General features: G+C 47.6%; 23 protein-coding genes and 1 riboswitch. Of the genes, 12 read left to right on the forward strand and 11 right to left on the reverse strand.

Annotated features, from left to right (window positions below; translation table 11 throughout):
- Positions 1–2 precede the first annotated feature (2 nt).
- From CPG39_RS09490 to CPG39_RS09515, 7 genes are all read right to left on the reverse strand, one after another.
- Positions 3–1,577 carry an efflux RND transporter periplasmic adaptor subunit gene (locus tag CPG39_RS09490; protein WP_096294300.1) on the reverse strand — a complete coding sequence of 525 codons (1,575 nt, stop codon included), beginning with the start codon at positions 1,575–1,577 and terminating at the stop codon, positions 3–5.
- Between the two features lie 19 nt (positions 1,578–1,596).
- Entirely contained in the window at positions 1,597–2,943 is a 1,347-nt protein-coding gene (locus CPG39_RS09495; protein ID WP_231990271.1) for a TolC family protein, read from the reverse strand.
- Between the two features lie 209 nt (positions 2,944–3,152).
- Positions 3,153–3,494, reverse strand: a complete 342-nt coding sequence (locus CPG39_RS09500) for a hypothetical protein (RefSeq protein ID WP_096293076.1) — start codon at positions 3,492–3,494, stop codon at positions 3,153–3,155.
- A 99-nt stretch (positions 3,495–3,593) separates the two neighbouring features.
- Entirely contained in the window at positions 3,594–5,192 is a 1,599-nt protein-coding gene (locus CPG39_RS09505) for a hypothetical protein (protein ID WP_096293077.1), read from the reverse strand.
- 55 nt (positions 5,193–5,247) lie between these two features.
- Positions 5,248–5,415, reverse strand: coding sequence for a hypothetical protein (locus CPG39_RS14945; RefSeq protein WP_331716175.1), 168 nt, complete (start codon positions 5,413–5,415; stop codon positions 5,248–5,250).
- Entirely contained in the window at positions 5,399–5,710 is a 312-nt protein-coding gene (locus tag CPG39_RS09510) for a MerR family transcriptional regulator (protein ID WP_331716176.1), read from the reverse strand. Before CPG39_RS09510 ends, CPG39_RS14945 begins: the two co-directional genes overlap by 17 nt.
- Positions 5,711–5,719: 9 nt before the next feature.
- Entirely contained in the window at positions 5,720–6,229 is a 510-nt protein-coding gene (locus CPG39_RS09515) for a DUF4396 domain-containing protein (protein WP_231990272.1), read from the reverse strand.
- A 552-nt stretch (positions 6,230–6,781) separates the two neighbouring features.
- On the opposite strand from CPG39_RS09515, the gene CPG39_RS09520 reads away from it, so the two are divergent.
- The 6 genes from CPG39_RS09520 to atzF all read left to right on the forward strand — a co-directional run bounded on the left by CPG39_RS09520 (position 6,782) and on the right by atzF (position 16,027).
- On the forward strand, positions 6,782–7,417 hold the full coding sequence (locus CPG39_RS09520) for an exopolysaccharide biosynthesis protein (protein WP_096293081.1): 636 nt from the start codon (positions 6,782–6,784) through the stop codon (positions 7,415–7,417).
- A gap of 183 nt (positions 7,418–7,600) precedes the next feature.
- A riboswitch (guanidine-I (ykkC/yxkD leader) is annotated at positions 7,601–7,705 on the forward strand.
- A 62-nt stretch (positions 7,706–7,767) separates the two neighbouring features.
- Complete coding sequence (locus tag CPG39_RS09530) at positions 7,768–9,201, forward strand: APC family permease (protein ID WP_096293083.1); 1,434 nt, start codon at positions 7,768–7,770, stop codon at positions 9,199–9,201.
- Entirely contained in the window at positions 9,198–9,923 is a 726-nt protein-coding gene (locus CPG39_RS09535; RefSeq protein ID WP_096293085.1) for an urea amidolyase associated protein UAAP1, read from the forward strand. The genes CPG39_RS09530 and CPG39_RS09535 overlap by 4 nt, the downstream gene beginning before the upstream one ends.
- Positions 9,920–10,579 carry an urea amidolyase associated protein UAAP2 gene (locus CPG39_RS09540; protein ID WP_096293086.1) on the forward strand — a complete coding sequence of 220 codons (660 nt, stop codon included), beginning with the start codon at positions 9,920–9,922 and terminating at the stop codon, positions 10,577–10,579. Before CPG39_RS09535 ends, CPG39_RS09540 begins: the two co-directional genes overlap by 4 nt.
- Before the next feature lie 4 nt (positions 10,580–10,583).
- Positions 10,584–14,207: an urea carboxylase gene (gene uca / locus CPG39_RS09545; protein WP_096293088.1), complete on the forward strand. Its 3,624-nt coding sequence runs from the start codon at positions 10,584–10,586 to the stop codon at positions 14,205–14,207.
- Positions 14,204–16,027, forward strand: coding sequence for an allophanate hydrolase (atzF, locus tag CPG39_RS09550; RefSeq protein WP_096293089.1), 1,824 nt, complete (start codon positions 14,204–14,206; stop codon positions 16,025–16,027). Before uca ends, atzF begins: the two co-directional genes overlap by 4 nt.
- Positions 16,028–16,254: 227 nt before the next feature.
- On the opposite strand, the gene CPG39_RS09555 is transcribed toward atzF, so the two are convergent.
- Positions 16,255–17,172, reverse strand: coding sequence for a hypothetical protein (locus CPG39_RS09555; RefSeq protein ID WP_096294302.1), 918 nt, complete (start codon positions 17,170–17,172; stop codon positions 16,255–16,257).
- A gap of 131 nt (positions 17,173–17,303) precedes the next feature.
- On the opposite strand from CPG39_RS09555, the gene aat reads away from it, so the two are divergent.
- Genes aat through CPG39_RS09585 form a run of 6 tightly spaced genes read left to right on the forward strand, consistent with a single transcriptional unit; the run spans position 17,304 to position 21,543 of the window.
- Positions 17,304–18,005 (forward strand): leucyl/phenylalanyl-tRNA--protein transferase, encoded by a 702-nt coding sequence (gene aat / locus CPG39_RS09560; protein ID WP_096293090.1) that lies wholly within the window; start codon positions 17,304–17,306, stop codon positions 18,003–18,005.
- Positions 18,006–18,014: 9 nt separating this feature from the next.
- Positions 18,015–18,722, forward strand: a complete 708-nt coding sequence (locus tag CPG39_RS09565; RefSeq protein ID WP_096293092.1) for an arginyltransferase — start codon at positions 18,015–18,017, stop codon at positions 18,720–18,722.
- Between the two features lie 41 nt (positions 18,723–18,763).
- Entirely contained in the window at positions 18,764–19,801 is a 1,038-nt protein-coding gene (locus CPG39_RS09570; RefSeq protein ID WP_096293094.1) for a quinone-dependent dihydroorotate dehydrogenase, read from the forward strand.
- Positions 19,798–20,481 carry an electron transport complex subunit RsxB gene (gene rsxB / locus CPG39_RS09575; RefSeq protein WP_096293096.1) on the forward strand — a complete coding sequence of 228 codons (684 nt, stop codon included), beginning with the start codon at positions 19,798–19,800 and terminating at the stop codon, positions 20,479–20,481. Before CPG39_RS09570 ends, rsxB begins: the two co-directional genes overlap by 4 nt.
- A complete protein-coding gene (gene nth / locus CPG39_RS09580) occupies positions 20,478–21,110 on the forward strand; it encodes an endonuclease III (protein WP_096293098.1) in 633 nt (210 codons plus the stop codon). The genes rsxB and nth overlap by 4 nt, the downstream gene beginning before the upstream one ends.
- 4 nt (positions 21,111–21,114) lie before the next feature.
- Complete coding sequence (locus CPG39_RS09585) at positions 21,115–21,543, forward strand: DUF1841 family protein (RefSeq protein WP_096293100.1); 429 nt, start codon at positions 21,115–21,117, stop codon at positions 21,541–21,543.
- Positions 21,544–21,625: 82 nt separating this feature from the next.
- Here CPG39_RS09585 and CPG39_RS09590 read toward each other — a convergent pair whose 3' ends face one another.
- From CPG39_RS09590 to CPG39_RS09600, 3 genes are all read right to left on the reverse strand, one after another.
- Positions 21,626–21,955: a c-type cytochrome gene (locus CPG39_RS09590; RefSeq protein WP_013646231.1), complete on the reverse strand. Its 330-nt coding sequence runs from the start codon at positions 21,953–21,955 to the stop codon at positions 21,626–21,628.
- A 27-nt stretch (positions 21,956–21,982) separates the two neighbouring features.
- Positions 21,983–22,309 (reverse strand): c-type cytochrome, encoded by a 327-nt coding sequence (locus CPG39_RS09595; RefSeq protein WP_013646230.1) that lies wholly within the window; start codon positions 22,307–22,309, stop codon positions 21,983–21,985.
- Positions 22,310–22,410: 101 nt separating this feature from the next.
- Positions 22,411–24,342 carry an ATP-binding cassette domain-containing protein gene (locus CPG39_RS09600; protein WP_096293101.1) on the reverse strand — a complete coding sequence of 644 codons (1,932 nt, stop codon included), beginning with the start codon at positions 24,340–24,342 and terminating at the stop codon, positions 22,411–22,413.
- Between the last annotated feature and the right edge of the window lie 90 nt (positions 24,343–24,432).

Raw genomic sequence — 24,432 nt, forward strand, 5'->3', positions numbered from 1 at the left:
TCCTAGTGATCGTGAAACGTATCGGCTGGCTGAATGCGCACGATGACAAATTCACCCGCCGATTCTTCAGCGATTTCAAAAATGACTTTTTGACCCGGTTTGAATGCTTGCAGTAACTGCGGTTCTTGAACGCGAAAATCCATCACCATGGCAGGCCACTTCAGGCTGGCTATCGGGCCATGTGCAAGCGTGACGGTCGCATGGGCGAAATCAATCGCCTCAATGCTACCTTCACCGCGATATTGTACTGGGGAAGCAGATAATACCGCCGAGCTGGGTGCGATTTCCTGCTCGCCTGATACCGGATAATACGTCGTGTGGCCAAAACTGCTGAGCGCGCTTTTAAAGTTGCTTTCCGCATCGATCAGGAAATTGGCCTTGACCACCACGGCCTCGCCAGCCCTGAGTCCGCCCAACACCTCGGCATAGCCATCGGCATGCATGCCCAGCTTGACCGTGCGCGGCTCATAGCGCCCAGTACCCAGAGCCACCAGGACCACGCGGCGAGTTCCGGTATCCAGCACGGCTGAATCCGGTACGGTCAACACTTTATCCTTGCGGTGAAACGATGCAAATTCGGCACGTGCATACATGGCAGGCTTCAATAGGCCATCGGGATTGGCCAGCACGATGCGCACGATGGCGGTGCGCGTCTCCGGCGTCACCACCGGATTAATAAAAGCCACTTCACCGTTGAAAATTTTATCCGGGTACGCATCCACGCGCAGGGTCACCGGTTGACCGGAATGAATCATGCCCAGATCCTGTTCGAATACATCGGCCAGCATCCACACGCTCGACAAATCGGCGATTTGATACAGCGTTTCTCCCGGCATGAAACGTTGCCCTTCAATGACTTTCTTTTCCAGCACCACGCCATCAGCTTTAGAACGCAGCGTCAGGTACTGGCGAACTTCACCGGTTTGCTGCAAATGCCGCACTTCACTTTCCGCGACATCCCAGTTGCGCAGTTTTTGTAATGCGCTGGCAACCAGCCGTTGCATCGCGGCGCGCACATCCGGGTCGCCGTCAGCAACGGATTGCAAGCCGCGCACGGCGATCAGATATTCCTGTTGCGCGGCAATCAGATCAGGGCTATAGACCTCCATCAGCGCATCGCCTTTTCTGACCGCCTGTCCCGTGGTATTTACATACAACCGTTGTATCCACCCTTCAAACTTGGTCACTACAGTATATTGCTTGCGTTCATCCATTTGCACTGTTGCCACGGCACGCACGGTACGTATCAGTTCACGTAATTCCGCCGTTTCGGTACGCACGCCGAGTTTTTGCACTTTTTCGGTGCTGATGGCCACAATGCGCTGATCCGATGGCGCTTCATCACCATCGTAAACCGGTAGATAATCCATTCCCATCGGATCTTTTTTAGGCACCGGAGAAGTGTCTGGCAATCCCATTGGATTGCGGTAATACAGGATCTTGCGTTCTCCGTGGGTTATTGCTGTTGCTGTCGTTGCTACGGCTGTTTGCGATTGCATATAGCCCCACCAGTAGCCTGCAGCCAGCGTGACTATCAACGCGATTCCGGCCAAAGCCGGCTTAATCATGGATGACATGGAAGCTCCCGGATGATTATCAGTGCACATGTTTGCCCACCAGCCAATCAATCTCCGCCAGCGCCTTGTTGTAATTGGCGATCGCGGTGATGCGATTGGTCTCAAGATCAAATACTGTCATTTGATTATCCAGCAGCGTCAGAAAATCAACCCGGCCCACCTGATATGCGGCTAATGCGGATTCCACCGTCAATCGCGCTTGCGGCAGAATGGTGGTTTGATAAAGTTTGATTGATTTCAGGCTTTGTTCGGCCATGGCAATTTGCTGCCGCAGCCTTGCTGTCACCTCGTTACGTTGGGCCTGATACAGACTGGCTGCCTGGTCGCGTAGCGCTTGCGATTCCAAGATACGCGGCTCGATCTTACTGCCGCGCCACACCGGCAGATTGACCGCCACGGTCATACTGACCATGTCATCGCGCCGAGTACCGTCCAGCATATGGTCACGCTGACCATACGATAAACGCACATCGAAATCCGGATAGGATGCGCGGCGTGCCAAATCAATGGATTTCTCGCTACGCGCAATCAAGCTTTGCAATGCCAACAGTTGCGGGCGCTGTAGCATGGCCTCCTGTTGTAGCATCTCCATACTCAAGGGAGTTTCCTGAAGGTGCAGTAACGCCAGAACCAAAGCCTCGGTTTGAGTGCTGCGTCCCAATGCGCGCATCAGTTCCGCCTCAAACACAGGCTGCTCGCGTTCCAGCTCCAGCAATCTATCCAGCATTCTTGAAACCTGTGTCTGCGCTTTCAGCACATCCGCCTGACTGCCTTGCCCTACTTGATAACGTTCTTCAGCAATGCGCAGGAAATTTTCCAGTGTCTGCCGGTTTTTCTCAACCAACTGAAATATCTCACGCGTAAGGCCTAGATCAAAATAAGCTGTCTTCAGATTGTGGATCACCCGGTTAACTGTTTCCTGATAACCATATTCAATCGCTTGCGCATCCTTGCTGGCAACTTCCTTGCGTAAACCGCGTTTGCCAGGAAAAGGCAAGCGCTGAGACAGACCGATCATTTTCATCGTCATATCTTCACGGTTAAAAGGGGATGACGCCAACGGCGCATTAATCACACCCGCTTCGAGCATAGGATCATCCAACGCCTCGGCCGGTGCAATTCTTTGTTGTGCTGCAATGCGCTCCTGTTGTGCCGCCTGAATTTCCGGATTGTTTTCCAGCGCTTCCCTGATCAATCCGGGTAATAATGGGGTATTGCCCAATTGCGATACGGTTGAGAGCTCTGGTGTAGTAGCCGAGTGCGTGAACACGGGGGATCCGACTTTGCTGGCTTCCCCCTGTGCCTGCGCATGAACTGTGATCGTAGTTGCAACCCATGCAATGACAACTATGCCAGCGCGATTCACCGTAGCCTCCCGATGAAGTTTTGTTGTTTCCGATACGTTCTAATAATGAATAAAATGAGCATGTTAACCTCCCGACAGGTGATCTCGTCCGCTCTAATGAGAATGAGCAGATACCAAGGATTCTGCGATCTTGCACTTCCTGCGCTAAACAAGCCGCCGCGCGGAATTTTTTGCGAAGAATCGCTGTTTTGCCTAAGCCACCGGCAAAATTACAGGGAGGCAGAGAGAGGGGGATGTTGCGGCTGCTCCGGAACAAACGACGTGAATCCGGAATTCGATGAAATAACAGCAGAAGTGATTTTGAGAAGCTGTGGCGCTATGTAGCCGGACAAAATCGGCGTACTGCTATAAGCATTGCATGACGTATCATCGCAGGACAAACCGGCCAATACATGGTCAGCCGTGTCATCAGTCGCTTGTTTATGACAGCCGTCATGATGATGCTTGTCGATGGTAATTGTCGGTTGGCCAACAGGACTGTGAAAATTTTTCTCTTGCGCGCACACAGACAAAACAGCCGCTGCGGCGCCTTGCAGGGGCAGCCACAGCATAAAAAAAACCAGTAGCCATGTGCAGTTATATGGTTTCATACTTTTTATTATAAACAATTTCTGGATTTGACAAATAAAATCCGCACGATCTTCGATTCATCAACCCGGCTGACTGGACGCCATCAATTGCTGATACTGCTGCTCATACCGCTCGGCCTTCAACCGATCCCCAGCTAGTCTGGCTGCCTGTGCGGCATGATAAGTGCCATTGCGGCGATTGGGAGTGCGTACCAATGAAGCTTCGAATTCCTGTAACGCTTCATCAGGGCGTTTCAGTTCAAGCAGCAATTCCCCCAGCAACTCCCGGGCTGGAATGATGGCCCCCGGCGTGACATTGTCTTTTTCCGTTGAGTCTTCCAATTCAGCCGCAGCTCGCATAAGCTGAACAGCATCCTCCGTTTGACCTTTCCCGTGCGCTACCCAAGCTGCAACCGCCAAACGCTGGATTTCGATTTGATCCGCGGTATAGTCTTTATTGGCGGTTCTGTCGCTATCACGTAACGTTTCCAGGCGTTGTAGACTGTTTTGGGCAGCCGTCATTTTTCCAACTCTCGCCGCCCCCAAACCACGGGCAAAGTGCGTGATGGCTTCGCACCAGCCAAATTGTTGCCATGGGAAATCTCCTGGATTGACGTCAAGTCCGGCAGCCTCATTCCATTGGGCACGTTCAACCGCATAACGCGCGGGAATTGCCGCATAAGCATATGCGGTCGTAGTATTTTCCGGCCGCACTTTTTTAATCGATTGCAGCTGTTGCAGAATTTTCCGGGCTTTCTCGGTTTCACCCATTTGCAGATAAGCGTACATCGTGTAATCCATGAAATGGAGCTGCTGATCCCAAGTTTCAGTCAATGCGTTTTCGTGTGCATGCGCCTTTGCTGCATTACTGGCCGTGAGATTGGATTGCACCGCATCCTGCCAATACCCCAACCGAATGAAAATATGCGATGGCATGTGAAGCGCATGCGGCACTGCCGGTGCAATACGCGCGTATGTCCGCGCGGCATTCAATCCAAGCTCGGCCAGCTCGGGATAATCGCTACTATGGATGATGTAATGCGTTACCCCCGGATGATCCGGTTGATGTTCCAGCACCTTTTGCAGCAAACGCAATGCTTCCTTCTGATTGACAAAGGTTTTGTCACTGGGAGAAGCTGTGGAAATCAATGCCAGCGCATAAAACACCATCGCTTCGCGATCATCGGGATTTTGCGTCATAATCCGCTCCATTGCGCTTTGGTATGCCAGCTTCCGGGCGCCGTAATTCACTTTTTCATCATCGTGATACAAGGATTCAGCAGCCTCAAGATAGGCTGCCTCTCTTTTTGTTTTGATGGCCTGCTTGTTTACCAGTCGTAATGCTTCGCGTCCTTTCTGCAACTCCGCTGCAACCGGAGGCGTCGCCCATAATTGATGATAAAGACTCATCGCAACACCCCAATAACCCATGACACAATCCGGATCGGTCACCGTCACTTGACGAAATGCCTTTTCCGCCTCGTCATACCAAAACGAATGCAACATTGCCACGGCCTGATTAAATTGCGTTTGCGCCATCGCTGTACAGGAAACCGGGAAGCTTACCTTGCCCAGATTTTTCTGATCGAAAGTGCCCGAATGATGGTGATTCCGATCCGCCTGTAGCGGATCGGCAAACAAAAAGGCTGTGATGGCGATCATCGTTATGAATGTTTTCATGTAACACCTCAAAATTTTGTGATATTTCAATATTGCTAGGTCAATATTATTCTGTCTATGGCAGTTTTGATCGAATGCGCGAGTGCTTTGCATCTTGCAGCTCGAAAAATTCCTCAGCGTCATCCTTCTTTCCAGCCAAAGTATCCAGAATCGGGCAATTCTGGCGTTCATCGCCATGACATTGTGCAACCAGCTGCGATAACGCCTTAGCAATCAATTCCAATTCGAATATACGCGCTTTCTTTCAGTTCGGCTAAATGCCCGGTTGCCAGCTGCTTTACTTCACGGGCGGGTCGCTGCCGGTCTTGCCATAACGAGAGCAGTTTTTTAATCTGCACCAAGCTAAAACCTGCTGCACGGGCTCGATGAATGAAACGCAAGATGTGTATATCGCGTTCAAGAAAATGGCGATAGCCTGAATATGCGCGCGCCGCCTTGGGGATAAGTCCCGTTGCCTCATAATAACGAATCATTTTTGCGGATACGCCAGAAGCGCGCGCCGCCTGTCCAATGTTCATCTCAGCACCTCAATGATGCGCGTGGGCCAGTGCATGACCACGGCCTCGCGCAATAAGCCAGCGGTTGACGGGAAAAGCGGCAATTCCTGCAATCATCAATGCAACTGCAAGACTACTCCAAAATAACAGTGAATCGAGCGCTGCATCCATCGCGCCCGGAATTATCAGCATCACCAGATTATCAACGATTTCCATGATTGTGATGGAAGCCGTATCAGCGGTAAAAGCGATGCTCATGGCCGCTTTATAGTCGTAACCTGCGCGCAGAATGGGCAACATGGTCAGCAGATAACCGGATAAGAATGCGAGTGTTATCGCCAGTGCAATGGTGACTGCATTGCTCCATCCCAGCACCGTTCCAATCGCCATCCCGGCAATCTCGCCAATCGCGCAGCCCGATAAGCAATGTATGGTAGCCATCCATGCAACCCTATTCAATGACTGTTCTTTAATATGATGATGATTGTGATGTAAATGGTCTTTCATGGTCAACTCCTGTGTATTTAAAGGAGTATTCATGCTGAACCTTCCCATCGCTGGAAAGTCAAGCGTTCAATTAAGCATAATCGAACATTGACCCGGATATTGAGTAATGCTACTACCTATTTCTGTATTTTATTGATTTTTAATACAATTTTATATATAAACAGTAAGACAAATCATATCACTTCCCTGCCATTCCCAGAATTTAATCTCAAAATACCGCTTGGTCTACGATAAGATTAAATTGAATTATCTTATATATCGCAGATTCAACTTAGAGCCATAGAGCGAAATCCTCTCGATATTGCATAACCTATTCGTGAATTACATCTCAAACCATTCAGTAGCATGACATTAAGGCTGGCTCGAAAGCCGGAGATGTGTACAATAGCGCAAAAAAACTAACCCCTATCCAATGATGATTCGTATCTATCTTCAATAATCGATTGGCTTTCTGTAGATCAGCATATTTATTGAATTCAGATCACTGATCCACGGAAAATTTTAGAAAAGTGCTTTGTGCGCCGCTTATCGTTAATATGACCGACACAATGATGTGACAAGATATGGAACTGAAGGAAACCATCCATGAACGATCATAACTCTAACAGCAATAACGTTAACGGACGATCCACCTCTGAATTGCTGGAAAATGTCGTCGTTGTATATCGCAGTGATACCCTGACAGTCGGTGAGATCAAGAACACTTTGCACGAACGCGGTTTTGGCGTTTTACTAGCGATTGCTGCATTGCCGCTTTGTCTTCCCGTACCGGTGCCACCGGGATACACAACTTTTTTTTCCATTCCATTGTTCATATTTTCGGTACAAATGATGGTGGGCATGCAGGCACCCTGGCTGCCCGCCTGGATAGAAAATAAAGAAATCAAACGCTCCAGCATGGAAAAACTGATTGCTAAGGCCAATCCCTGGCTCAAAAAAATTGAACAACGCCTGCAACCGCGGCTGACTTATATCAGCGTACATACCTGGGAAAGAATTATTGGCGTTTTTACATTCGTTTTTGCTTTATCCATAGCCCTCCCTATTCCTCTGACTAATTTTCCGCCCGGCTGGGGAATACTCATTATGTCATTGGGATTACTCAGCAAAGATGGCATAACCATACTCATCGGCATGATCGTCGGTACGATAGGCGTGGGTATTACCATGATAATCCTTACACTGCTCTGGATGGGCATGTCTCTGCCAGCATTTTATTAATTAGTATGATGAAGTGAATGAATGCGCTTTTTTCAATGCGCTAATCCCAATAAACAAAAAAGAGACTGATACCACATCATTGCTTTTTTCTGAATTCAAACTTAGAATGACGTCTGGTATGTGCTTTTTTATGCCCATCAAATATTCGCAATTGCTGATATAGCCGCTAAAATGCACACTACCTAAATGAGAAACTAGGGTTCCGGCCAATGTAAGCAAGGTGACTGGTCCAAGAGTTTCCGGTCTCATGATAATGAGGCTCCACGGAGGGATAAAAGCCCGGGAGAATTAGTCGTGTATCGTTGATACACGGATCTTTCGGTATTATTTCTCGATCAAGGAGGCTTGTTATGTTCAAAACTTCAAAATCAACCGATGAATCAACCCAGCCGGTGACGCATTCAATGCGCCCCAGCATGAATATCTGGAATAGCTTTACGCTGGGCTTTGCAGTGGTATCGCCCATCGTTGGTCTGTATGCGATCATAGGTGTGCAGACTACTGTGACGGGTGGGGGCTGGTTTGCTGCACTAGTGATTTGTTTGTTAATGCAATTACTGGTGGCGACCGTGTACGCGGAATTGTCGTCGCAATTTCCGATTGCCGGGGGCGCGTACAAATGGGCGAGACAACTCTATGGCATCACAGCCGGTCATTATGCCGGGGTCATTTACGTCAGTTCCACGATTGCCATGCTAACCACCACAGCCTATGCAGGGGGCATTTGGTTTGCCGGTTTTTTTGGATCGGAAGGTGAAAGCGGTAGCGAGAAAGTTTTATGGGCAATAATTTTTCTGGCTCTGTGCACTCTGTTAAATCTGGTACATGTCAATATTTTCAAGCTTGTTATCAAGCTCGGAGTTTATGCTGAGGTAGTCGGATCACTGGGTATTGCGATGCTGTTATTCTTGTTCTTCCGCCAACACTCTTTTGTGGAATTGTTTCAGCATTTAGGTACCGGCACTGCGCCCAGTAGCATCGCTGCTTTTCTGGCTGCGCTTGCGATTGCCGGTTGGGCATTCATCGGTTTTGATGCCTGTTCGACTACCGCGGAAGAAACGCATCAGCCGGAACATGCAGTGCCACGAGCGATATTTTTTTCGCTCTGTACAGTCGGAACCGTGGTGATTTTCAATTCAGCTTCATTGGTATTGGCGTTTGATCATGATGTTTTAACAAATAGCAGCGTGACCGCCGATCCGATTACACCGTTAATCGCCAGCCATTTTGGGGCCTGGATTGAGAAACCATTTCTGGCAATCGTCATGGTAGCGTTTTTGGCCTGCGGTGCATCAGTAGTCAAATACACTTCACGCATTGTTTTTTCAATGGCGCGTGAGGGTAATTTACCCGGCATGCTCAATCGGGTCACGCCAGCCGGCACACCGCGCAATGCCATTCTCTTCACTATCTTGATGGCAAGTTGCGGGTTAATATTCGGACTTAACGACGATGCCGTAGCTACCATCATCGCATTTGGTACGGGCGGTCTTTATGCCATGTTTGCATTCACCACCGGAATCGCATTGTTTGCCAGATTGACTGGCCGCTGGAATCCGGATTTGGGGCAACTAAAGTTAGGAAAATGGGGATTGGTCATTAACAGCCTGGCATTTACCTGGGCATTATTCGAGCTAATCAATATCGCCTGGCCGCGCCCTTATGCCATTGCAGCCGACGCCCCATGGTGGCAATTATGGGCCACGCCCCTGGTATTGGGTAGCATTTTGAGTGTTACTACAATCTATCTGTTTTTCGGTAAGTTATTGAGGAGCCGGTCATGAATCATCAACCACAAATCATCTGGAAACAAACCGTGCCCGGCGGATGCCACTGGTCGGGAATTATCCGCCGCGGGACGACGCTGCGCTTAAGGGATGTTGAGGGAGGTGCAAATGCAGCGGTATTGTTTTTTAACCAGGAAGAAAAGCTTGAACGCTACAACATGGCAGATACCCTAAAATCACAACATACCTTTCGTTTAACCAAGGGGCATGCCTGCCATTCGGACATGGGGCGGATTTTCTGTTGCATCACGGCGGATACTTCTGGATGGAATGATACGGTATGCGGCTTGAGCGATACTGATATGATTCAGAAGAAATACGGTACCGCGCGTTTCCAGGAGCATCGCAATCAAATGTTTCGTAGCGGCTTGGATGGCCTTCTGATCGAGCTGGGTAAGTGGGGATTGGGCATACGCGATATCGTAGCTAACATCAATTTTTTCAGTAAAGTCACGACAGATGCCCGGGGTGAGTTGGCATATCAGACTGACCATAGCAAGCCCGGTGATTACGTCGATTTAAGCTTTATAATGAATACGCTTGTTGTGCTATCCACGGCACCCCATCCGTTAGATCCAAAAAATACCTATCAGCCTGGCATGGTCGACTTGGAACTGCTTAATACCCCCCCAGAGGCCATCAAGGAATGCCTGCATATCAGTGAAAATATCCGTGCATTACATAATGCGCAAAACTTTTATTGTGAAGGTGTGAAATGAATACTTCTTATTTGCATACCAGCCTGCTCAATCCCGAACATGCCGTAATTAATGAAGTTTGCGCGGCCGGAGAACCGTGGGTCAAACAAGTCAAACAGGGGCAAACTTTTCGCATTGTCGATCTGGAAGGCAACCAGGCAGTCGATACTTTGTTCTACAACGCTCATAACCCTGAAGAACGTTATAGTGCTACTGACACCATTAACCGACAAAACAAGTTGTACCTGTCGACCGGCAGCAAACTTTATTCCAATCTTGGCAATATTATGCTCAGCATCACTGCGGATACTTGCGGACAGCATGATACGCTAGGCGGTGCTTGCTCTGCCGAAAGCAACACCGTGCGCTATGCGCCGGAAAAATTTCCAATGCACAGTTGCCGCGACAACTTTCTGCATGCGTTGGCGCATGATCCGCTTTGCCGGGAATTAGGCATAAGCAAGCGCGATTTGCCCAGCAACATCAATTTTTTCATGAATGTTCCGGTTACGGAGGCCGGCGGTCTGGAGTTTGCCGATGGCGTTTCTGCGCCAGGAAAATATGTCGAGATGCATGCGGAAATGGATGTCATCGTATTGATTTCCAACTGTCCTCAGCTCAACAATCCGTGCAATGCGTTTAATCCGACGCCGATCCGGCTGTTGATTTGGGATTAATGCCATGTTCAGCAAAGTACTTATCGCCAACCGCGGTGCAATCGCTTGCCGGATCATCCGTACACTGCGCCGCATGCAAATACCGAGCGTGGCAGTTTATACTGAAGCCGATGCGTTATCCCGTCATGTTACCGAAGCGGATGAAGTTTACTGCATTGGAGAGGGCGTTGCAGCGGAAAGCTATTTGCGCCCGGATAAGATCCTTCAGGTTGCAGAACAATCCGGCGCTCAAGCCATCCATCCCGGTTATGGATTCTTAAGCGAGAATGCGGAATTTGCTGCGCAGTGCGCTGCGCAGCAAATTTGCTTTATCGGCCCCACGCCGCAACAAATGCGCGCCTTTGGTCTGAAGCATACTGCACGGGCCCTGGCGATGGAGAATCAGATACCGTTGTTACCCGGAACCGGCTTGCTGGAAAACCTGGATGCTGCCTGTCATCAGGCTAAACATATCGGTTATCCCGTTATGCTGAAAAGTACCGCCGGCGGCGGCGGTATCGGCATGCGCCTGTGTTGGAATCAAGACGAATTGATGGGCGCTTACGAATCCGTCAAGACACTGGCACAAAACAATTTTAAGGATGCCGGTTTATTTTTGGAAAAATATGTCGACCAAGCGCGTCATATCGAGGTACAGATTTTCGGTGACGGCAAAGGCCAAGTCGTCGCCTTGGGCGAGCGCGATTGCTCCATGCAACGGCGCAATCAGAAAGTCATCGAGGAAACACCCGCTCCCAACCTTGCGCCACATCTGCGGCAGGCATTGCTGGATACCGCGGTACGCCTTGGCAAGGCCGTCAATTATCAATCCGCTGGCACCGTTGAATATATTTTTGATGCCGCCACGGGTGAATTTTATTTTCTCGAGGTTAACACGCGCCTACAGGTTGAACACGGCATAACCGAAGAAGCAACCGGTTTTGATCTGGTGGAATGGATGGTGCGGCAAGCTGCAGGTGATATGTCGTCGCTTGATTCCATTACCATTCAGCCTCGCGGAGTTTCCATTCAAGCCAGAGTGTATGCTGAGAATCCTGCAAAAGAATTTCAGCCTTCCAGTGGCACCCTGACCGCAGTGGAGTTTTCTACTGCCGCACGTGTCGAGACCTGGATTGAGCGCGGTATTGAAGTTTCCGCGTATTATGATCCGATGCTGGCCAAAATTATCGTCCACGCACCGGAGCGCGGGGAAGCCATCACCAAGCTGCTGGCTGCGCTGGAGAACACATCGCTATATGGGATTGAAACCAATCTCGCGTATCTGGAGCAAATACTGCACAACGCGGTATTCCGTAACGGACAATCAAACACGCAATTTCTCAACGGATTCCATTATCACCCGCATAGCATCAACGTTCTGAATGCCGGTGTGCAGACCATGATCCAGGATTATCCTGGACGTATTGGTTACTGGAATGTCGGCGTCCCGCCTTCCGGACCGATGGACAATCTGGCCTTTCGCCTGGCTAACCAATTAATCAATAATCCGGATGATAGTGCCGGACTGGAAATCACCCTCGCGGGCCCGACACTGGATTTTAATTGTGACAGTATCATAGCCATTTGCGGTGCACCGATGGATGTATTGCTGGATGGCGAGCCGCTGCCGCAATGGCAATCCCATTTCATTAAAGCAGGCTCGCGTTTGCAATTTGGCAAAATCAAGCAAAGTGGCAGCCGGACTTATTTGGCCGTATACGGCGGCTTCCAAGTACCGGATTACCTTGGCAGTAAATCCACTTTTACGCTCGGACAATTTGGCGGGCACGCCGGGCGTGTATTGCGTACCGGTGATGTACTTCATATTCCTCCGCTTCCGTCCCCTCACCCTCCTGTTTCACGGTATTTGCCGCACGTATTGATTCCGCAATATACCAACCGCTGGGAAATTGCAGTCCTGTATGGCCCTCATGGCGCACCCGACTTCTTCACTTCCACGGATATCGAACATTTTTTTGCCGCCGAATGGAAAGTACACCACAATTCCAGCCGCACCGGTGTGCGACTGATTGGCCCCAAACCACAATGGGCGCGTAGTGATGGCGGGGAAGCCGGCCTGCATCCTTCCAATATTCACGACAATGCTTATGCCATAGGCGCCGTGGATTTTACCGGAGACATGCCAATTATCCTGGGCCCGGATGGCCCCAGCCTGGGCGGTTTTGTTTGTCCGGCCACTATTATTCAGGCTGAGCTTTGGAAAATCGGACAACTCAAGCCTGGCGACAGCATCCGCTTCCGTCCGGTATCGATAGGGCAAGCATCTGCGTTGGAACAACAGCAGAATGAATTAATCAAGAATCTTCATAGGCATAACCCTGAACGGGCTCATTCCATTTCCGGAGAATTGGGAGAACCTGTTTTACATCGTATTCCTCAGAGTACCGGGCAGATGCAGGTGACTTATCGTCAGTCCGGTGATAAATACCTGCTGATCGAGTACGGGCCGCCGATACTTGATCTCAATTTGCGCTTCCGTGCTCATGCCTTAATGAATTGGTTGCAGCAACGTATCGATGACGGGCTTTGTGGCATCCTGGATCTGACACCCGGAATCCGCTCCTTGCAAGTCCACTTTGAATCCTTGCAACTGTCGCGCGATGCATTGCTGGAGCTTCTGATCGCGGGCGAAAAACAATTACCTGCGATTGATGATATGGAGGTGCCGTCCCGCATCGTTCATCTTCCTTTATCCTGGAATGATATCGCGACACAACGGGCTATCGAAAAATACATGCAGTCAGTGCGCAATGATGCACCCTGGTGTCCGAGCAACATTGAATTTATCCGTCGTATTAACGGACTGGAACGCATTGAAGATGTTCAGAACATCGTTTTTGCCGCCAGTTATTTGGTTATGGGACTCGGGGATGTCTATTTGGGTGCACCTGTAGCTACTCCACTGGATCCCCGCCATCGTTTAGTGACTACCAAGTATAATCCAGCCCGCACCTGGACACCTGAAAATGCGGTCGGTATTGGCGGCGCTTATTTATGCGTGTACGGTATGGAAGGGCCGGGCGGTTATCAGTTCGTCGGACGTACCATACCAATGTGGAACCGCTATCGCCAGACAGCAGATTTTATCGATGGAAAACCCTGGTTACTGCGTTTCTTTGATCAGATCCGGTTCTATCCGGTGAGTGAAGATGAATTGCTCAAGTTGCGCAAGGATTTTATTAGCGGACATTTTAAACTGCGTATCGAAGAAACTGTTTTAAACCTCAGCCAATACAATATCTTCCTGCAACAGCAAGCTGCCAGTATTAACGCTTTCAAAACCACGCAACAAGCGGCATTTGAAGCCGAGCGAAGGCACTGGGAAGCCAGCAATCTATCCCAATATGTCAATGAAGATATGTTGGATGAAGCTGATGCGCAAAGCGAGCTGGACTTGCCGGAAGGTGCGCAGGCGATCAGCGCTCAAGTGACTGGTACCGTCTGGAAGGTGTTGGCCAAAGAAGGTGAGCGTATTGAAGCGGGTAAGCCCGTTATCGTAATAGAGTCGATGAAAATGGAATTCGCAGTAGATTCACCGGTTACGGGCACAATACGACAGTTATTCTGCAAACAGGGAGGATACGTATCTGCCGGCCAGGCGCTTTTCGTCATTCAGGAAGAAAAATGACACGAAGGAAGCTTTTCCCGCTGGGTGACATCGCATCTTTGCAGCAATGTTATGCGAGTGGCGAATTCTCACCGACTCAATTGGTTGAAGCAATTCACGGCGAAATTCAGAATGATCCCGATCATGTCTGGATCTCTACACTTCCGCTGGAATCATTGAAAGATTATGCCCGTAAAGTGGAAGCCGCAGATATGGCATCGCTCCCATTGTATGGCATACCTTTCGCCATAAAAGACAATATAGATTTAGCGGAATTACCAACCACGGCAGCTTGCCCGGCCTTTGCATATATACCTTCATGTAGCGCAACTGTCGTAAAGAAATTGATTAATGCAGGCGCAATTCCTATCGGCAAAACCAATCTTGACCAATTCGCCACCGGACTAAACGGTACACGATCTCCTTATGGTGCTTGTCGGAACACATTTGATCCTGCTTATATCTCCGGAGGCTCAAGTTCAGGTTCGGCTGTCGCCGTGGCCAAAGGACAGGTATGTTTTAGCCTCGGCACCGATACTGCGGGTTCCGGCAGAGTTCCCGCCGCTTTTAATAACTTGATCGGATATAAACCCACAAAAGGCTGGCTCTCGACACAGGGCATGGTACCCGCCTGCCGTTCTCTTGATACGGTATCCATTTTCGCTTTTACTCCGATCGATGCGGCACATATCCTAGAGACTTGTGTCGACTACGACGCAGCAGATATCTATTCCAGGAAAAGAAAAGAACACGGTTTCAATTTTGGCACCGCTCTCCATTTTCGTTTTGGCATTCCACGCAAGCAACATCTTAAATTTTTTGATAATCATGATAGCGAACGGTTATTTAATGAAACCATAGCACGCCTACAAGCGCTGGGCGGAGAAGCTGTCGAGGTTGACTTTGAACCCTTTCTTGAAGCCGCCCGCCTTCTTTACGAAGGCCCTTGGGTAGCTGAACGTTATGCAGCAATTCAATCATTTTTCGAGCTGCATGGCGATCAAATCATTGCACCGGTGCATGAAATCATTGCCACTGCGAAACATCGCTCAGCGGCCGATGTGTTCAATGGTTTTTATCAATTACGCCGCATCAAACAACAGGCAGATCAGATTTGGACGCACGTTGATTGTTTATTAACACCCACCGCAGGAACGATCTACTCCATTCAGGCCATGCAGCGGGATCCTATCCGCCTCAATACCAATCTGGGTTATTATACCAATTTCATGAATCTGCTTGACTATGCGGCGATAGCCGTTCCTGCTGGCTTTCAGAGTAACGGACTACCGTTTGGCATAACGCTGGCAGCGCCCGCTCACCACGATCATCCATTACTGCATCTTGCCCATCGTTTACAGCAGGCCCAATCACTCTCTCTAGGCGCTACGGGTATTGCATTGCGTCAGGATACTTATTTTCCTGCCGTCCCCGGATCGGGACAGGTACAGATAGCTGTTTGTGGCGCCCATTTATCCGGCTTGCCATTGAATGGACAATTAACCAGCCGTCGAGGCCGATTGGTGACAAGTACCACCACTTCCCCTGACTACAGGCTCTACGCATTACCCGGCAATCCTCCGCAACGTCCTGGGTTAATTCGGGTCAACAAAAATGAGCAGGGGGTTCCGATTGAGGTGGAAGTTTGGGAGTTACCGATGCTCGAATTAGGAAGTTTTGTAGCCGGCATTCCCGCACCCCTCGGAATCGGCACCATTACTTTGGCGAACGGTGAAACGCTGTTGGGTTTCGTCTGCGAACGCTATGCCGTCAAGAATACAGTAGACATCAGTCAATTTGGCGGATGGCGCAACTACCTGAAACAACGGGATATCTCATAATGGAAAATAAATTCGGCTAACCAGATATCGCCGGAAAACAGTCGAAATCCGCCCGGTTCTTCCCATCATAAAAAAGCACCTCACCAAGCCAATAGTGAGGTGCAAAGGCTTCGTTACTCATTGATACTCTTTTAGTAACGAACGAACAAAACACGGTTGTGAATCAGTGAATCATACTGTTATGGTCGTTGATTGCTAATGCGTTGATAAAAGTATATTTCCTGATTTTAAAAACCGATACCCACATAGCCACCCACAGTCAAGCCACCAATTTTCGTGCCATCCAGTGAACCAGCGACTAATTGGTAACGCGCATCAGTGCCAATGAAGAAATCTTTCCATATGTTATATTCAATACCGCCTGCAAACATAATACCGGGTTCCAGTACGGTAATCGATTCAGTGGGAGGGCTGACGACGTGTATCGCTAGACCGGCGGGAATAATCCAGGGTCTGATTTTATATTCCGCAAAATGATTAAATTTAATTTTGGGCGATGCGGTTAAAGTAAATTGATTAACGGTCACTCCTCGAGGATTGTATGCACCCCCCGCCAGCTGCGTAGGCTCGTTCGCCAGCGCATTGCCCAGAATGCCGTGACCATATTGCTTATATTCAAACATCAGTTCTGCATCGACTTCCGTTTTAGGTATGAATCCCCAAGTATCCTTGGTCAATTGAAAATCGAAGCCGGCACCCGTATACCACGCGTGTCGATCTGCCTGCTCTTGCGCACCCACCGGTGCGACACGACTTTCGATCGACACCCCATTACGATGCCCATCGCTTCTCGCATAGCCGCCACGGAAAAACAGCATGATTCTTTTTTGACTCATGCCCCCAAAATCAATCTTTTCATTCGAGGCCCTGGTTTCCTGGATTTGTTCAACTTTCTGCGTAGTTCGAGCCGATTCTGCTTTCACTCGATTTAATTCGTTTTGCATTTCTTGCGTTCGCGCGGACTCAGTTTTCATTCTATTCAATTCATTCTGAATTTCTAACAGGGTGTTTTCCAGCTGTTTGATGCGTTGAGCTGCCGTATCCTGCGCAGATGCCTGTGTCGTAGTAACCGCAAAAATAATGAATAACGAAACACTTGTTACAAAATTAGCAGTTAACCTTCCCTTTTGTAAAAAATACTTCATATAATTCTCCTTTATAAGTTTAGTTCTTGGATGCGGCGAATAATTAATCGGGACAGCATAATAAAAAAAGCTTGCAACAACTTTGATCTGCATCAAGATAGTAGTAATCAGTACTTCGCTTTGAGAATTTAATGAATTCCAGTATGAGAACTTTTGCATCTTTTCCACCGGTGGAAAATGCGTTGAGCGAGCCCAATGGGTTGCTGGCTATTGGCGGGGATCTTACTTCGCATCGCTTGCTTGAGGCTTACAGCAAGGGCATTTTTCCCTGGTTCAATGAAGATCAGCCGATTCTTTGGTGGAGTCCGGATCCTCGCATGGTGCTGTTTCCGCATCACTTGAAAATCTCTCGTTCACTGCGTAAGGCTGTTAAGAAAACCCACTATAAAATCTGCACTGACTGCAACTTCACTCAGGTTATGCTAGCGTGTGCAGCACCGCGCGAAGGTCAGTCAGGTACCTGGATACACCCACAAATGATCGCTGCTTATACTGCGCTCCATGAAATGGGATTAGCGCATTGTGTGGAAACCTGGATTGATGGTGAACTTGCTGGGGGACTGTATGGGGTCGCCTTGGGTAAGGTATTCTTTGGCGAGTCGATGTTTTCGAGGGTTCAGGATGCGTCAAAAATTGCCCTGGTTCATCTGGTAAAACAGTTACAATTCTGGCAGTTTGGTCTGATAGATTGCCAGGTTAAAACCCATCATCTGGCATCCTTGGGTGCGCAAGAAATTTCCAGGGCAGAATTTAGTCAAAAATTGAATTGTCTAATTACAGCGGGATTTGAATCCGGCAGTAAATGGAACTTTGAACGCAGTTTGATTGAATAGAGTTTACCCGTGCCTAAATTTCACACCACCAACCCCTATTCCTGCAGTTATTTGCCTGATAGATTGGCATGCTCAGAAATCGCAACACCAGAACATCTGATTGATACAAAAGCCTATGGAAAGCTAGTTCAGGCAGGCTTTCGTCGCAGCGGACATTACATCTATCGCCCCTGTTGTGAACATTGCCAGGCTTGTCAATCAGTGCGCATTAATGTCAAAACTTTTACTTCCAAGCGTGCTCAACGACGCGCCTGGAAACTGCATCAGCATTTAGTAGCCACGCAGCATCCATTGCATTACAAACCGGAACACTATGCACTTTATCAGCGCTATCAATCCAAGCGCCACTTGGGTGGCGGCATGGATAATGACTGTCGCGAGCAATATCACAATTTCTTACTGCAAAGCTACGTGAATTCCAAATTGGTAGAGTTCCACGAGGCGAATCAGTTACGCATGATCAGTATTATTGACATCATCCCTGATGGTATTTCATCGGTATATACCTTTTTTGATGCTGATATCGCGCCTGCAAGTTTTGGTACTTACAATATCCTGTGGCAGATTGAGCAATGTCGACAATTGGGTTTGGATTATCTTTATCTCGGCTATTGGATCAAAGAAAATCAGAAAATGCGCTATAAAGCCAATTTCCAACCCCTCGAAGTTTTGATTAATGGTCACTGGCAATTGCTGGTCAGCGGCAATATTTCTTGAAATTCATTTAAATCGGTCATTGCTTCGGGATAAAATTCTGCATGTTCTATACTCTGCTTCGTCCGCTGCTTTTTAAATTGGATCCGGAATCCGCTCACAGAATTACATTCAGGGTAATTGGGCGGATCAATCGGCTAGGCTTATTAAAGCGCGTTTCCATTCCCTGTCGACCGATAAACGTAATGGGACTTACGTTTCCTAATCCTGTCGGATTGGCCGCCGGCTTGGATAAGAACGGCGAGCATCTGGATGCCCTTGCTGCGATGGGATTTGGTTTTATTGAAATTGGCACGGTCACGCCAAGACCCCAGCCCGGCAACCCAATACCCCGCATTTTCCGGGTGCCCGAAGCAAACGCGATCATCAATCGCATGGGTTTTAATAATCAGGGTGTCGAGCAGCTGGTTGAAAACATCCAACGCTCGAATTACCATGGCATACTGGGCATCAATCTTGGCAAGAATTTTTCCACACCGCTTGAAAAAGCGATCGATGATTATTTGACCGGCTTACAGAAAGTTTATTGTCACGCCAGTTACGTGACAATCAATATTTCATCACCCAATACAAAAGATTTACGGCAATTGCAAGCTGCCGATGCTCTAGATCAGTTGTTGGGCGGCTTAAAGTCCGAGCAAGCGAAATTAGCGCAAATTCATGGAAAATATGTACCAATGGTGGTAAAAATAGCGCCCGATCTTGATGGAAAACAAATCGAATCGATTGCTGCGCTACTGCTGAAACATCGCATAGATGGGGTGATTGCCACCAATACGACAATTTCACGAAGGGGCATTGAACATCTGAAACTCGCACAAGAAAGTGGAGGGCTCAGTGGTGCTCCGTTGACTCAGAACGCTACAGCAGTAATTCAGCAATTGCATCATTTTTTGCAAGGCGCTATTCCAATCATCGGGGTCGGCGGCATTTTATCGCCAGATGATGCACAAGACAAATTAAATTCCGGAGCCATCCTGATTCAGTTATATACCGGTTTAATATATCATGGCCCCGGCTTGATCAAAGAAATCGCCAAACAGATTTGTGTGGATTCAAAAAATAACCATTCGCAACAATGAGTCAATTGCTGATAGAAAAGATAGACGCAATCTTGCCGCAAACCCAATGCAAAAAATGTGGTTTTGCTGGCTGCAGGCCCTATGCAGAAGCTATCGTAGAAGGCGGTGCAGACATCAATCAATGTCCTCCCGGGGGACAACAAGGCATTCAAAAAATTGCTGAGTTACTGGATATTCCGGCTAAACCGCTCAATACGATGCATGGTTATCCAAGATCCTATCAAGTTGTTGCCTGGATAGATGAAAATTTGTGTATTGGCTGCACATTCTGCATTCAGTCTTGCCCTGTCGATGCAATTGTCGGTGCGGCCAAGCAAATGCATACAGTGATCGCAGACGAGTGCACAGGTTGCGATTTGTGTGTTACACCGTGTCCGATGGATTGCATCAGCATGATTCCGGTTAATCAGAAAGTAACGGATTGGGCATGCTCATCTATAGATGCCGTGAAAAAACAAACTGCAAACAAAGCGCGCTCGCGCTACCAATTTCGCCAGCAACGAATTGCTCATGAGAAGCGGACTGATCTCAAAACACACACCAAAGAATTTATCCAACCGCCACAAACTCAGATGAGTCCTGAGGTGCGCAAACAAGCGATTATTACAGCCGCTCTCAAGCGTGCAGCGGCAATACGGCCCCAAACGGAAAACAAACCAGATTCCATAAAAAATAAATGAATGCCGCCAAACGCCATGAGATTTTTGCTTGCTTAAAAACAACCAACCCTAATCCGACCACTGAACTGGAATATCGCACACCTTTCGAGTTACTTATTGCAGTGATACTTTCTGCTCAAGCTACAGACAAAAGCGTTAATCTCGCAACACAAAAATTATTTCCCAAAGCCCATACACCAGAGGAAATTCTTGCTTTAGGAGAAGCGGGTTTAACAGGATTTATCCAAAGAATTGGGTTATATAAAACCAAAGCAAAAAATATCTTGGCCACCTGCCAATTGTTAATACAACAACATCGGAGTGAAGTGCCACGTACGCGGGAACTGCTCGAGCAATTACCCGGTGTCGGGCGAAAGACCGCCAATGTCATTTTGAATACCGCTTTTGGTGAACCAACAATCGCTGTAGATACTCATATTTTCAGGGTTGCCAATCGCACAGGCCTTGCGACTGGAAAAAATGTTTTAGAAGTGGAATTGAAACTGCTTAAGACAGTGCCAAAAGAATTTCGTCAGGATGCGCACCATTGGTTGATTCTTCATGGCAGATACGTTTGTAAAGCAAGAAAACCAATATGCTCAGCATGCAAAATAAATCATCTGTGTGAGTTCAAGGATAAAAATATTTAAATCTATGTTCAAACCCTCTAGAGAACAAGCGCGTCAATTGTTTTTTGATACTTGGCACAAATACCATCAGCTAGAAGCCCTGTCCGGGATTGAAGCAATTGCATTGGAAGTAATACTGCAACACCAGGAATATCAAGGATTACTTGATAATCCCGATCAGTATTTGGATAAGGATTTTCTGCCCGAAATGGGTGATACGAATCCATTCTTGCACATGAGCATGCATGTGGCGATCAAAGAACAACTTTCAATTAATCAACCTATTGGAATTTGCGAACGATTTGCTCGACTGCTGGAAAAAGGCGGGAGCGAACACGATGCCGCACATCAGGTAATGGAATGTCTCGCAGAAATGATTTGGCAAGCCCAGCGGTATCAATCTGCGCCGGATGCAACCATTTATTTCGATTGTCTGGATAAACGACTGAGTTGAATGTTTCAATTAAAAGCGAGATAAAACTGAACTACAGCATTTATCCCGCTCTTATTTTAAGTACAAATTTAATAATCTGCTTTTATTTTTTTGAATTCAAAGTGCCCGGCAGGCTTGAGTAGTAAAAGGCCAAATTCTCAATATCTGCTGCGCTTAAATTTGCAGTCATCCCAGCCATGATAGGATCATTCCGCGCACCGGATTTATAATCGTTCAACGCTTTTACTAAATAGGTTCTATACTGCCCACCAATTTTGGGAAAATTTGGCGCAGGACTATTACCATCCACACCATGACATGATGCACACACCTCAGCTGCTTTGCTTTTACCTGCTTCTATATCAGCCGCCATTACTTGACTTGATATCATCAAGGCCGCTGCACTTACTGCAGCGATTACATAATTCTTCATAATTCGTTCCTTGCGTAAATGACTTAATTAATTTTTAGAATAATAAGCAGCGAAATCTTTGAAATCCTGTTCCGATAGCGTTTTAGCCAAACCGGTCATAGTCGGGTGGCTGCGTGTACCATTTTTGTATCCTTCCAATGCCTTAACGATATATTCCGCATGTTGTCCGCCCAGTTTTGGAACGCTGTAAGCACTTGGAAAAGCTGTTCTATACCCTGGAATTCCGTGGCAACCCTCACACATTGAAAGCTTGTCCTTTGCCGCCGCTGCATCCCCTTCTGCTTGAGATACGCCTGTAAATGCCAAGAGCATACTCATGGCAAGTAATAAATTCATAATCAATTTGTGTTTCATCTAATCCTCCTTCTCTCAAAAGTTGAACTTTAAACGATACGCTCGGTTTGGTCAATGAAAAGTATAAGTATGTCCATGTTGTTTATAGGGAAATGGTGATCTCAGGTACAAAAATTTGCAGCAGATTTTGATTCCAATTCTTCCCATCTTGCGAAGCAGTCCGCCAGCTCTTTTTCAATCGCAGCAAGGCGTAATTGTAATGCTTTCGCTTCATCCGGATAATCACGATAGGTTGTTGGTTCATTCAAGCGTAAAACTATATTCGCTTGTTCTTGCTCCAAGGCCTCTATTCTAGCAGGTAATGCTTCAAGCTCCCGGGTTTCCTGATAGCTTAATTTTTTAGCTCGAACGGAGTTGGATGACTTTGAAATTTTAATTGGTGAAGTATCTAACCGGTTGGATAATATTTTCGGCTGATTGACATTGTCTTCGAACTGTTTTGTACGCACCCAATCTTCATAACCGCCGACATATTCACATAATTTTCCATTCCCTTCGAATGCAATTACTTGTGTGACCACATTATCAAGAAATTCGCGATCATGACTGACCAGAAACAACGTACCCGTATATTCCTGCAGCAAGGCTTCCAGTAACTCCAGCGTTTCGATATCCAGATCATTGGTGGGTTCATCTAACACCAATACATTGGCCGGGCGTGTAAATAATCGAGCCAATAAAAGTCGGTTACGTTCTCCGCCGGATAGTGATTTGACCGGTGAACGGGCACGCTCCGGAGGAAATAAAAAATCCTCCAAATAACTGATGACGTGCTTACGTTTACCGTTAATCTCGATAAAATCCGCCCCTTGACTGATGGTGTCGGTCAGAACCATTTCTTCATCAAGCTGCTCACGCATTTGATCGAAATAAGCAGCTGACAGCTTGGTTCCTTGTTGAATTTCTCCGGAATCCGGCAGTAATTCACCCAAAATTAATTTTAACAAGGTCGATTTTCCAGCGCCATTGGGGCCCAATAATCCCACTCGGTCACCGCGCATGATTCGGCAAGAAAAATCTTTGATAATTACTTTATCGCCATAACTTTTATTCACCAGCTTCAATTCAGCAATCAGCTTTCCCGAACGCTCGCCAACATCGACATTAATATTGGCTTTACCGACTTTTTCTCTTCTTGCTGCACGCTCTAGCCGTAATGCTTCCAATCTTCGTACTCTCCCTTCATTGCGTGTACGTCGTGCTTCTATGCCTTTTCGTATCCAGATTTCCTCCTGTGCCAGTATCTTATCGAATTTTTGTTGATGTACCGCTTCAACTTCGAGCATTTCCACTTTCTTATGCTGATAATCCTTGAATTTTCCGGAAAAATTTTCCAGGTTTCCACGATCCAATTCGGTAATTCTGGTTGCCACATTATCCAAAAAACGACGATCATGTGTAATAAATAAAACACTGCCAGCAAAATTCTGCAATAATCCTTCCAGCCATTCAATTGAAGAAAAATCCAAATGATTGGTGGGTTCATCCAGCAATAGCACATCCGGTGATATCACCAGTGCACGCGCTAACGCCACACGCTTTTTCAAACCACCGGAAAGATGTTCAATCAAAGTATCTGCAGGCAGATTCAGCTTATCGATTACCGCTTCTATTTTTGCTTGTAGATTCCACCCGTCTTCCACTTCCAAGGCACTTTGCAGATCCTGCAACTGAATCAGCAATGCTTCAGTATCATCTGTCGTTTCACTCAACGCATGCGAAACAGCATGATAATCCAGCAGGATCTGACTAATGTTGCCTAAACCAATTGAAACTTCCGAATACACCGTATTAACAGGATTCAACAACGGTTCTTGTGAAACGTAAGCCAGCTTTAAATTGGGTGCATACCAAAGTTTACCGTCATCCAATTTGATTTCTCCCGCCAATACACGCAGCAAGCTTGATTTACCTCCGCCGTTTCTGCCAATTAATCCTACACGCTCCCCTGGATCCAGTTGCAAATTTGCATGATCGAGCAAAGCATGATGGCCAAAAGCCAAACAGGCGTTTTCCAATGTAATGAGCGGCATCGGTACGGGTTACTTTTTACAGGGATGTTGGATTTTGCTATTCGGTAACTAATTAATAGGGGAAGGATTTTGTCATGCTTTAAGCGGCTT

The organism is Nitrosomonas ureae (assembly GCF_900206265.1).
Lineage (GTDB): Bacteria > Pseudomonadota > Gammaproteobacteria > Burkholderiales > Nitrosomonadaceae > Nitrosomonas > Nitrosomonas ureae_C.